General features: G+C 58.0%; 10 protein-coding genes. 5 read left to right on the plus strand and 5 right to left on the minus strand.

All coding sequences use genetic code 11. The annotated features are described in order from the left end of the window. Positions 1 to 29 precede the first annotated feature (29 nt). From ACM1ZW_RS03605 to ACM1ZW_RS03620, 4 genes are all read left to right on the plus strand, one after another. Positions 30 to 1,976, plus strand: coding sequence for an FAD-dependent oxidoreductase (locus tag ACM1ZW_RS03605; RefSeq protein WP_416740170.1), 1,947 nt, complete (start codon positions 30 to 32; stop codon positions 1,974 to 1,976). Positions 1,977 to 2,121: 145 nt separating this feature from the next. Beyond that, on the plus strand, positions 2,122 to 3,009 hold the full coding sequence (locus ACM1ZW_RS03610; protein ID WP_031319114.1) for a nitrilase family protein: 888 nt from the start codon (positions 2,122 to 2,124) through the stop codon (positions 3,007 to 3,009). Positions 3,010 to 3,025: 16 nt separating this feature from the next. Next, positions 3,026 to 4,228, plus strand: coding sequence for a hypothetical protein (locus tag ACM1ZW_RS03615; RefSeq protein WP_414884183.1), 1,203 nt, complete (start codon positions 3,026 to 3,028; stop codon positions 4,226 to 4,228). A 68-nt stretch (positions 4,229 to 4,296) separates the two neighbouring features. Then, positions 4,297 to 5,277 carry an asparaginase gene (locus ACM1ZW_RS03620; protein WP_416740171.1) on the plus strand — a complete coding sequence of 327 codons (981 nt, stop codon included), beginning with the start codon at positions 4,297 to 4,299 and terminating at the stop codon, positions 5,275 to 5,277. 117 nt (positions 5,278 to 5,394) lie between these two features. Here the strand turns inward: ACM1ZW_RS03620 and zapE are convergent, their stop codons facing one another. The 3 genes from zapE to ACM1ZW_RS03635 all read right to left on the minus strand — a co-directional run bounded on the left by zapE (position 5,395) and on the right by ACM1ZW_RS03635 (position 8,589). Next, positions 5,395 to 6,489: a cell division protein ZapE gene (gene zapE, locus ACM1ZW_RS03625; RefSeq protein ID WP_017340705.1), complete on the minus strand. Its 1,095-nt coding sequence runs from the start codon at positions 6,487 to 6,489 to the stop codon at positions 5,395 to 5,397. Positions 6,490 to 6,579: 90 nt separating this feature from the next. Then, positions 6,580 to 7,935 carry a tryptophan--tRNA ligase gene (locus tag ACM1ZW_RS03630; RefSeq protein WP_150654043.1) on the minus strand — a complete coding sequence of 452 codons (1,356 nt, stop codon included), beginning with the start codon at positions 7,933 to 7,935 and terminating at the stop codon, positions 6,580 to 6,582. 24 nt (positions 7,936 to 7,959) lie between these two features. Further along, on the minus strand, positions 7,960 to 8,589 hold the full coding sequence (locus ACM1ZW_RS03635; RefSeq protein WP_416740172.1) for an alpha/beta hydrolase: 630 nt from the start codon (positions 8,587 to 8,589) through the stop codon (positions 7,960 to 7,962). A 144-nt stretch (positions 8,590 to 8,733) separates the two neighbouring features. On the opposite strand from ACM1ZW_RS03635, the gene ACM1ZW_RS03640 reads away from it, so the two are divergent. After that, on the plus strand, positions 8,734 to 9,168 hold the full coding sequence (locus tag ACM1ZW_RS03640; RefSeq protein WP_017340708.1) for a YhcB family protein: 435 nt from the start codon (positions 8,734 to 8,736) through the stop codon (positions 9,166 to 9,168). A gap of 241 nt (positions 9,169 to 9,409) precedes the next feature. Here the strand turns inward: ACM1ZW_RS03640 and ACM1ZW_RS03645 are convergent, their stop codons facing one another. Together ACM1ZW_RS03645 and ACM1ZW_RS03650 are read right to left on the minus strand one after the other, a co-directional pair. After that, positions 9,410 to 10,138 (minus strand): OmpA family protein, encoded by a 729-nt coding sequence (locus ACM1ZW_RS03645; protein WP_017340709.1) that lies wholly within the window; start codon positions 10,136 to 10,138, stop codon positions 9,410 to 9,412. Between the two features lie 101 nt (positions 10,139 to 10,239). Continuing rightward, entirely contained in the window at positions 10,240 to 10,884 is a 645-nt protein-coding gene (locus tag ACM1ZW_RS03650; protein WP_416740173.1) for an MBL fold metallo-hydrolase, read from the minus strand. Between the last annotated feature and the right edge of the window lie 23 nt (positions 10,885 to 10,907).

Raw genomic sequence — 10,907 nt, forward strand, 5'->3', positions numbered from 1 at the left:
CCTGCTTTCAACATCAGGGAGGATCAACAGTGACCATCGGATCAAGCTACGACTACCCGGCACACGCGACCAAGACTGCCGCTCGAACAAAGCGCTCGACTGACGCCAAATGGACGGCACGTTTTCCAAATCCCCCAGACCTCTGCTTCGACTATCGAGCATTGGTCGAACAGGAAAACGGCATCGCCAAAGCCACCACCCCGCACCATAAGATCTGCATCATCGGCGCAGGTGTCACCGGGCTTACTGCCGCCAGAGAACTCTATCGTTGCGGCTTTACCGATATCACCCTCATTGAACAATCCAGGAGAATTGGCGGCCGGCACCTGACCGTTGCTGGAAGCCAGCGCTCCTCGATGAGCCACACCCCCTTTGAAATGGGCGCAATGCGCATGCCTTTCTTCAACAGGGCAGACGAACCGCCGACAGACGGCCGCTCGCTGATGGCCTACTACGCGAAGACGTTTGATTTGGCATTTTCGGATTTCGCCAATCCCGGAAGCCAATGGGTGACCTCGACCGGAATTTATCTGCGAGAGGGCAGCATGGGCGACGGTCAAACTCCACAAATGCTTATCTGGAAGAATGAAGATGGCCAGACACCACCTCCCGGCGATGAGCTGCAAAAGGTTTATGCCAAGTGGAAAACCTTTGCCGATCGCATGACTCGGCACGTCGCAGAGGTCTACGCCAGCCAGGAATGGGAAGGCATGTGGGACGCGATCGTCGAAAAGTACCAAAACATTTCATTTCGCGACCTCGTGAGCATGGCGCCCCTTGAAGATTGGGATGAACGATCGCCGGGAGACTTCGGAGGAATGGGCATGTCCGCGCAAGAGTCGGCCATTTTCTATGCCATCGGCATCGGCGATGGCAGTTGGGGAGCGTTTTATGATGTCTGCTCCCTTTATCCCCTGCGTACTGCGATTTTCGGGTTCAGCAGCCAGTTGCAACTGATCCATGGCCGGGTGGATGCTCAGGGCGATCCGTTGGCGTCACCCTATCTGCAGAGCAAAGCCGTATTTGATTCAAAAGGGCTGACTTTCGACGGCCCCCGTTACATCGGACTCGCTGCTCTGGACGAATGTCTGCTGTTCATGAAAACCGCGGAAACCGGAAAATCTTTCTACGATCATTGCAGTGAACGGGGCAGCGGTTTGCTGACGGATTCGTCCGTCACAAAACTCAAAAAACTGCCCGATCAAAAAATACGCGTCTGCTACGACTGGAAACACAGCCAAGACGAGCACTCCCAGGAACAGTTCGAGGACTTTGATTCGGTCATCATGACCCTTCCTTCCTGGTTGATCGAAACCCGGATCAAGCTTGAAAACTTCACGCCACACATGCTGCCTTTCGAAACGATCAATGCCTATAAAACGGCGCATTGGGAAACCAGCTGCAAAGTCTTCGCACCGCTGAAGAAATCTTTTCTTTCGAAAAACGGAAAAATCCCGCAAGCCATCGTTACCGACAGTTTTATCCACGACGTCTACACCTATCGCTACAACGATACCTACAGCTATGACTGCATCCTGTTGAGTTACACATGGGAGGACGACGCCACCAAGCTGGCCTCATTTACGGACAAGGAACTGGTAAGCAAATGCGCCAAAGAGCTGGACCGAATCCTTATGAACGCCGCCAACATCCAGGAAAAGATCTCTCCCTACATCGGGCTTGATCAAGCAGTGGTCCAACGCTGGATGACCGACAAAAATGCCCTGGGCTGTGCAAAGTTGTACCGGCCCGGCACCTACTACGACGCCGTAGGCCTGATGAAATACAACAGAGACTTCGCGCATGTTTCAGGCCTGTATTTGTCCGGAGAGTCATTTTCAGTCGATGCCGGCTGGACGGAGCCTTGTTTCCGAGGCGCCGTTGATGCGGTCATTCACATCTGCAACAAAACGTCTGCGACCTTCAATGGCGGGTTTTCCTTGAGCGACTATCCACACTACAACGTCAGGGCCTGATCACTTGCAGAAGCCACGAACGGGTCTGATTAGGATCCGGACTACAACCTAAACGGAAGTGCCTGACTTACGCCGATCTGCTGATTCACCTCTTATGAACACGCAATTAAACAGCGTGAATAACTATAAAAAGAGGTCATCAACAATGAGTGAGCCAATAAGCCCTGTTCGTGTAGCAGTCGTGCAATTCGACCCTCAGGTCGGCGTGAAGAATCGTGAAGGAAATCTGCATCGCAGCCTGCAACTGGCGCTGGAAGCTGTAAACGGCGGAGCGAATCTCATCGTCCTGCCTGAACTCTCAAGCACCGGGTATTACTTCAGCAGTAGACAGGATGCGTTCGATCACTCGGAGGCGATTCCCGGAGGTGCAAGCCTGCAAGCCTGGATGGAATTCGCCCGCCAGCACAGTGTTTACCTCGTAGCCGGTCTCGCCGAGCGCGACGGCATGCAGCTGTTCAACACCGGCGTCCTGGTAGGGCCGGAAGGACTCATCGGCAAATACCGAAAGGCTCATTTGTGGAACCTGGAAAAACTGTGGTTCACGCCGGGCGATCTGGGTTTTCCGGTTTTCGATACACCGATCGGCCGTATCGGGTTGTTGATCTGTTGGGATATCTGGTTTCCGGAGGTGCCGCGAATTCTGAGTCAGCAAGGGGCGGATATCATTTGCAGCCTGAACAACTGGGTCTGGACGCCACCACCTCTGTTCGATGACGCCGGCAAGTGCATGGCTTCGTATCTGACAATGACCGCTGCGCATGTAAACAACGTGTTTATCGCCGCGGCCAGCCGAATCGGCGAAGAACGAGGGGCTCGTTATCTGGGTTGCTCGCTGATTGCCGGAACCAATGGCTGGCCGATCGGCACTGTCGCCTCGGCGGACCAACAAGAAATCCTGTTTGCCGATATCGACCTGACCAGCGCCCGCAGCGCACCCATCTGGAACAACCTGAACGATCTGCATCGCGATCGCCGAGCCGATCTCTACGATCAGATGCTCGGTTACCGCCAGCATTCGTGCCTCCCGCGCTGACAGGGGGGGGTGACTCATGCAAACCACAACCCAGAAAAAACGACTTGCCCACCGATCGCCATTCGACACGGCGATCATCCTGCTGATTATCGGCACCCTACTGCTGGCGACCTGGCTTTCATTCACCCACCGTACTGCCTGGTCCGCTCATTGGCCCGGTTATGGCGATTTGCTTTCAGGTCTTCCCGAACCAAGTGCCTGGTTACGCTGGGTGCTCGGAGACATCAGCGAAGTGGCGTTCTACAAGCACGAGTTCGCCTCTATCGGGCTGTTGGCTGGCGCCTATCTGGCCTATTGGGCGAATCGGACCGGAAGATCCTGGCAAGGTTTTGCCATCTCGTACGGCAGCGGATTATGGCCGTGGCTGGTCACCAGTTCATTGCTTGGGCTACTGCTGAGCAACCTGCTTTGGGGCTGGACGGTAACCGCCACTAGCTGGCAACCCACCTTCGCCGCCTTCGTTTCACTGCCGGCAGCAATGGTGCTGATGTTTGGCGGTGGCTGGAAGGTCACGGTCAACGGCGCGATCATGGGGGCCATGCTCGTCACTCCGATGTGTCTGCTGATGGTCAATTACCTGTGCAACCCGCTGGGACTGCCCGTGGTGATTGGTAATGTCTCGGGCATGGCGGTCGCCAGCGTGCTGGCCTTTCTGCTCTGCCGTTATCTGCCAAGCCTGGTGAAGTCAGAGCCATCTACAAATCCATGCGACCCAGCGCCCGAACCCACCGCCACCAAAACGCCTGACTACGGAGTGATCTGGAGTATGCGCCGAGTCTTGGCGGACTTTTCGGAAGCGCCATTCTTTGGCAACGAATGGGCGAGCCTCGGCCTGATTCTGGGCGCCTTGCTGGCGTTCACGCTTAACCCGTTGAGTCCGGTCTACGGTTCGCAGCTGCTGCCCCAGTTGATTGGTGCACAAGCACTGACCTCAGCGCTGGGTGTACTGATCTGGCGTCGGCACTGGATATCGTATGGCTGGTATCCCACCTACGTTCCGCTGGTGTCGGTGGTGCCGGCGGCGCTGCTGACGTACGGCGGCAGCTGGCAGGTCATCGTCATGAGCGCACTGCTGGGGGCCTTGATTGCGCCGCCTCTGGCGTGGGCGATTGCCAGGCGGTTGCCGGCGGACATGCATGGTTTCATCGGCAACGTTCTATCCATGGCCATCAGTACGCTGCTGATCATTCCATTCATCGGTTTCCTGATGACCCACTAACCCCAAGCCACTCGGCTGTAGCGCGGACGCGGTACAGCCAACCTCTTCACGCTCAAGCGAGGTAGCACATGGACTTACCCGAACTGGCCATCGCGGCGCTCGGCGGCACCGTAAGCATGCAAGCCAGGAACGCCGGCGAAGGTGTTATTCCCACACTCACCGGCGAAACGCTGCTGAATTCGGTACCGGAACTGACGACACTGGCACGGGTCAACGTTGAAACACTCGGGCTTATGCCCAGCGCATCACTGGATTTCGAATTCTTGCTGAGCGTCCTGTCCTGGGCAAAATTCCAGATCAAGCAAGGTGCCGTCGGAGTTGTCATTACCCAAGGCTCGGATACCCTCGAAGAAACGGCCACCTTTTTCGACTATTTGTGGGACTGCGATGAACCGTTGGTCCTGACCGGCGCCATGCGTTCAGCGGCCCAGGCGGGGGCTGATGGTCCAGCGAATCTGTTGGATGCGTGCCGGGTAGCACTGGCTGCAGACAGCCGTCGGCGAGGCGTTCAAGTGGTCATGAACGGGCAGATTCACGCCGCGAGCGCCGTCCGAAAAACCGACTCATTGGCGTTGCAGGCGTTTTCCTCGCCCATCGTCGGTCCTGCCGGCATGCTCATTGAGACCAGCGTCCGATATATGCGCCCGCCAACCCAGCGGAACATCTTGCCGCTGCCGCAGCAAACAACGCAGAAAATCGCCCTGCTGGAAGTCTCGCTTTCTGCGGACACCCTTTTCCTGAACAACATCCTCGACCTCGGATACGACGGGCTTGTAATCGCAGGATTTGGTGCAGGGCATGTTCCCGGAAACTGGTCTGATGTGATCGAAACTATCGCCCAAAAAATTCCTGTCATCATTGCAACCCGGACAGGGTCCGGTTCTACCGCGCGATCCACCTACGGTTTTATTGGCGGCGAGATGGACTTGATCCGTAAAGGCGCGTTGATGGCTGGATTGCTTTGCCCTCGCAAAGCCCGAATTTTGTTGTGGTTGCTCGTTGGTTGCCAGCGGCAGCATCAACTGACGAGTTATCTCTGGGAAATCTGATACTCCCACCTGTGGGAAATTCTATGGCGCAGGCTCGTTCCCAGAAATTGTGGTGAGCAGACAGCGCACAAAAAAAGGGCCTGCATCAGCAGGCCTTTTTTTATTTTCCGAAACGCCCTACGGCTTATGCGCCCGGGACAGGAATTCGTGGGACTGCATTTCCAGCAGTCGGCTGAGGGTACGCTGGAACTCGAAGTTCAGGCGACCGCCGGTGTAGAGGTCTTTGAGCTCGACCTCCGCGGAAATGATCAACTTCACGTTACGGTCGTAGAACTCATCGACCATGTTGATGAAGCGTCGGGCGATGTCGTCGGTGGTGACGCTCATCTGCTCGACACCGCTGAGCAACACGGCGTGGAAGATCTTGCCCAGTTCGATGTAATCGTTCTGGCTGCGCGGACCGTCACACAGTTCGCGGAAGTCGAACCAGGCCACGTCATCGCAGGTGCGCAAGGCACGTATCTCGCGGTTCTCGATCATCAGCACATCGTTCTCGATGGCTGCCGTGCATTCCGGCGTCAGGGCGCGGAAGCTCTTGCGCAGGCTTTCGTGGGACGCTTCGTCGAGCGGGAAGTGGAACAGCTCCGCTTGCTCGAGGTGACGCAGGCGGTAATCGACGCCGCTGTCGACGTTGACGATTTCGGTGTTCTGCTTGATCAGCGCGATGGCCGGCAGGAAGCGTGCGCGTTGCAGGCCGTCCTTGTACAGGCCGTCCGGCACGATGTTGGACGTCGCGACCAGGGTCACGCCGTTCTTGAACAGCTCTTCCATCAACGTACCGAGGATCATCGCGTCGGTAATGTCGGAGACGAAGAACTCATCGAAACAGATCACTCGCGACTCGTCGGAGAAGCGCTTGGCGATGATGGTCAGCGGGTTTTTCTCGCCGCCGAGGGTCTTCATCTCTTCGTGCACGCGCTTCATGAAGCGGTGGAAGTGAGTGCGGGTCTTTTCCTTGAACGGCAACGCTTCGAAGAAGGTGTCGACCAGGTAGGTCTTGCCGCGGCCTACGCCCCCCCAGAAATACAGGCCCTTGACCGGCGCCTGCTCTTTCTTGCCGAACAGCTTGCCGAGCAGGCCCGGTTTGCTCTGCGAGGCGGCGACCAGATCGTCGTACAGGCGCTGCAAATGGCGCACGGCAGTTTCCTGCGCGGCGTCATGGAAGAATTCCGGGCGTTTCAGATCAGCTTGATATCGTTCTAGGGGCGTCATAATTCGTTAGCAAGGCAACAAAAACGGGCCGTCACTGTAGCGACGGCCCGCAGGAATGGCAATCAGCCCTTGGTCGGGCCGAGCCCTCGATTATTCCTGAACCGGTGTCAGCGCAATCCGCAGGGCGTCGATGGCGACGTCGCGAGCGGCACTGTCGGCGAAGGCCGGACTATCGGCAACGCACTCGCCTTCCAGCCAGACACTGAAGCTCAAGTCTTCGCTGCGCACGTCCAATGGCTGGCCCGCTTGCAGTTGCTTGGTCACCTGACCGGCGGTTTTACCATCGGCGAAGTTGCGCGACAGCAGCAATTGCTCTCCATCGGCCGCCAGCAGACGGAAGCGGAAGCTGCCGTCGTCTTCACGGAAGCTGACAAAACGCGCGGCTTTTGCGGCTTTCTTCTTGGTGGTCGCCGCGACCTGAGTCTGAGCAACGAAAGAACGCAGGCCCACCGCTTCACGCAGTTCGTGGAGGAACGGTGTCGCCACCGAGCGAGCCTTTTTGGCACCGACTTGCAGGATGTCTTCCAGATCCGCCGGGCGCTCGATCAGCTGGTGATAACGCTCACGGGACTCGCCCAATTCGCTGTCGAGCAGCTGGAACAGGCGATTCTTCGCCTCGCCCCAACCCAGCCCCTGCAACAGTTCGCTGCGGAATTCGTCGGACTGCGCCGGGGTGGCGAAGGCCTGGAACAGCGTGAACAGGTGCGAATTGTCCGGATCTTTGGCTTCGCCCGGCGCGCGGGAGTCGGTGACGATCCGCGAGATGGCGTCCTTCATTTCCTTGGCGCTGCTGAACAACGGGATGGTGTTGTCGTAGCTCTTCGACATCTTGCGACCGTCGAGGCCTGGCAGCGTGGCGACGCTTTCTTCGATCAGCGCCTCGGGCATGGTGAAGAATTCTTTGCCCTGGCCGAACAGGTGGTTGAAGCGCTGGCCGATGTCCCGGGCCATTTCCACGTGCTGGATCTGGTCACGACCGACCGGCACCTTGTGGGCGTTGAACATCAGAATGTCTGCGGCCATCAGCACCGGATAGCTGTACAGGCCCATGGTGATGCCGGCATCCGGGTCTTCGCCGGTTTCGACGTTCTTGTCCACCGAGGCCTTGTAGGCGTGTGCGCGGTTGAGCAGCCCCTTGGCGGCGACGCAGGTCAGCAGCCAGGTCAGCTCGGGAATTTCCGGGATGTCGGACTGGCGATAGAACGTCACGCGGTCCACATCCAGGCCACCGGCCAGCCAGGTCGCGGCGATTTCCAGACGCGAGCGCTGGATGCGCAGCGGGTCATCGCATTTGATCAGGGCGTGGTAGTCGGCCAGGAAGTAGAACGAATCGGCATTGCTGTCGCGGCTGGCAAGGATCGCCGGGCGGATGGCGCCGGCGTAGTTGCCCAGGTGCGGCGTGCCGGTGGTGGTGATGCCGGTGAGAATACGGGTACGAGTCGTCATGGGTAATCGCTTGTCAGACTGCAATCAATTCGAAAGACGCGGCAGGATCAGATCCTTGAGATCAGTCAGCTTGCCATGAAAAAAGTGTCCGCATTCTGCCACTTTCAGCAGCTCATGGGGGCGCTCGAGTTTCGAGGACCAGTCGTAGACAAGTTGCGGATCGATGACTTCGTCGGTTTCCGGCTGGATCAGGGTCAGTTCGCCATGCTGCGGCAGTTGATCCTGATCTCCCAGACGCATGACCGCAGGCGCGATCATGAACACATGCTTGAGCTGCTCGCCCTTCGCTTCCAGGCGTCCGCCGAGACTGGCTGCAACAAATCCGCCGAAGGAGAAACCGAACAGCGTCAGCGGCAAATCAGGATGCTCGGCCCGCAGCCATTCGGCCGCCGCCTGAGCATCGTCGACTTCGCCGGTGCCCATGTCGTGCAAGCCTTCGCTGGCACCGACGCCTCGGTAATTGAAACGCAAGGTAACCAGACCGGCATCGCGCGCGGTGCGCTGCAGGGTCGAGACCACTTTGTTGAGCATCGTGCCGCCCTGCACCGGGTTCGGGTGGCAGATCAGCGCAATGCCGCGAGGCGCTTCATTGTTCAGGTAAAGCGCTTCCAGTTGGCCGACCGGGCCATCAATCACTACAGGGGTTTCGCGCATAAGCAAGGAAGGAACTCCGTGACCTCGAATCGGGTCGACTCGTCTAGCAAATTGTCTGTGCCGATGTATTGCGAGTGAATCGCGGTATACAGCGCAGGTTCGAGCCGTTAACGTAAAGCAAAGCCGTTTATAGAGGAAGGACTCGTGGAACACTCGCTCTTAGTTTGGTTGTTGCCGACTCTTGCCCTGGTTGTGGGTGTCGCCATTGGTTTCCTGATCGCTCGCCTGGTGCCGAACGCCGCGCCGAGCAGCACACAACGTCAGCTGGAAGACATTCAGGAACGTTTCGACAGTTATCAGAACGAAGTGGTCACCCACTTCAACAGCACTGCAACCCTGGTCAAGAAACTGACTCAGAGCTATCAGGAAGTGCAGGATCATCTCGCCGAGGGTGCCAATCGCCTGGCCCTGGACGAGCAGACCCGCCAACGCCTGCTGGCCTCGCTGCACGCCGACGCGGCAGCCGCCCCACGGGAGCGCCTGACGCCGCCGCGCAATCAGGAGCCGCCTCGCGATTACGCCCCCAAAGCCCCGAACGCGCCGGGCATGCTCGATGAGCATTACGGCCTGAAGAAGTAATCAGGTTTCACGCGACATGAAAAAGCCCCCGGATGAGTGATTGTCCAGGGGCTTTTATTTCCAATGAGCTCTTCGCTGAAACGGGCGGCCTCCGGTAGGAGCTGTCGAGTGCAACGAGGGCTTTTGATTTTTTTAGAAGCAAGATCAAAAGATCGCAGCCTGCGGCAGCTCCCACACAAAAAAACCGCCCGATCTGTTGAGAATCGGGCGGTTTTTTTACGCCTGGGGTTCAGTCAGACGATTATGGATACTGTTGAACAGTACCTTGCTGCTGACCACCATACTGCTGACCCGGAATGGCCTTCAGGTTGACCTCGACCCGACGGTTTTGCGCCCGGCCATTGACGTCAGCGTTGCTGGCAACCGGATTGTCCGGACCGGCACCCCGTGCCGACAGGTTCGCACCGCTCACGCCTTGCGACGTCAGGTAGGTTGCCACGCTCTGGGCGCGACGCTGGGACAGGTCCATGTTGTGCTGACGGCTGCCGGTGCTGTCGGTGTAGCCGACGATCTCGATCTGGTTCTGGTTGAACTCCTTGAGCGAGCCTGCCAGGTTGTTCAGCGGCTGATAGAAGCTTGAGGCGATGTTCGCCGAATCGGTAGCGAACGTGATATTGCCAGGCATGATCAGCTTGATCTGATCGCCCTGGCGCTGCACTTCGACGCCGGTATTGGCCATGCTCGCGCGCAGCTTTTTCTCTTGCTGGTCGGCGTAGTAACCGTAGCCGGCAGCGGAAGCCCCCACCACGGCGGCACCAATCAGCGCCCCCTTGCCTCGGTTGTTGTGGTCAATGGCGGCACCGGCCAATGCGCCGGCCAGAGCACCGAGGCCACCGTACTTCGCGGTTTTGCTCATGCCCGTGGAACCACCGTCGGCCTGGCCCTGATTGTCGTAAGGATTAGGCGAGGCACAGCCCGACAGCAAAGCCACAGCCGTAGCGACAATAATCAAACGCTGCTTGGTGAACATGAAGAGCTCCTACTTTCTGCATTCTAGGGTGCAACGGAACAAGGCATCGGCCTTAGCGGGCTTTGGATCATTTCGGGCGGCGAAAATTCCATCGGCTACCGTCAGGCCCGCACAAAGGGGTTGTCACGCATTTCATCGCCCAGGCGCGTGTCCGGCCCGTGCCCCGTCACCACTGTCGCGTCCTCATCAAGGGTATACAGCCGTTGCTTGATCGAACGCACGATGGTCGCCTGATCGCCACCCCACAAATCCGTGCGCCCTACCCCGCGACGAAACAGCGTGTCACCGGCAATCAGCAGCTTGGCCTCTGAAAACCAGAAGCTCATGGACCCCGGCGTGTGACCGGGCGTGTGCAATGCCACGCCGCAGCCGCAGGCCAGTTCTTCATCATCAGACAACCAGCGATCGGGGGATGGAACCGGGGTATAAGGCACACCGAACATCTGGCACTGCATCTCCAGATTGTCCCAGAGGAACTGATCTTCCTTGTGCAAGTGCAAGGTCGCGCCGGTTTTTTCCTTCAACTGACCGGAAGCCAGGAAATGATCCAGGTGCGCGTGGGTGTGAATGATGCTGACTACCTTCAGGCCCAAGGCGTCGAGCCGAGCCAGGATCAGCTCGTGATTACCACCCGGATCGACCACGATGGCCTTTTTCGTGACCGGATCGCCGATGATCGTGCAATTGCACTGCAACGGGCCGACTGGGAAGGTTTCTCGTATTAGCGCGGGGCTTGGGAGATTCATGGAAAGTCCTGATGATTCGATTT

Source organism: Pseudomonas sp. NFX71 (genome assembly GCF_048079215.1).
Lineage (GTDB): Bacteria > Pseudomonadota > Gammaproteobacteria > Pseudomonadales > Pseudomonadaceae > Aquipseudomonas > Aquipseudomonas fluorescens_B.

Excerpts from the sequence above, each read along its gene's own strand:
- ACM1ZW_RS03610 (WP_031319114.1), top strand. The coding sequence starts at position 2,122 with ATGAGTGAGCCAATAAGCCCTGTTCGTGTAGCAGTCGTGCAATTCGAC.
- ACM1ZW_RS03645 (WP_017340709.1), bottom strand. The coding sequence starts at position 10,138 with ATGTTCACCAAGCAGCGTTTGATTATTGTCGCTACGGCTGTGGCTTTG.
- ACM1ZW_RS03620 (WP_416740171.1), top strand. The coding sequence starts at position 4,297 with ATGGACTTACCCGAACTGGCCATCGCGGCGCTCGGCGGCACCGTAAGC.
- zapE (WP_017340705.1), bottom strand. The coding sequence starts at position 6,489 with ATGACGCCCCTAGAACGATATCAAGCTGATCTGAAACGCCCGGAATTC.
- ACM1ZW_RS03615 (WP_414884183.1), top strand. The coding sequence starts at position 3,026 with ATGCAAACCACAACCCAGAAAAAACGACTTGCCCACCGATCGCCATTC.
- ACM1ZW_RS03650 (WP_416740173.1), bottom strand. The coding sequence starts at position 10,884 with ATGAATCTCCCAAGCCCCGCGCTAATACGAGAAACCTTCCCAGTCGGC.
- ACM1ZW_RS03635 (WP_416740172.1), bottom strand. The coding sequence starts at position 8,589 with ATGCGCGAAACCCCTGTAGTGATTGATGGCCCGGTCGGCCAACTGGAA.
- ACM1ZW_RS03630 (WP_150654043.1), bottom strand. The coding sequence starts at position 7,935 with ATGACGACTCGTACCCGTATTCTCACCGGCATCACCACCACCGGCACG.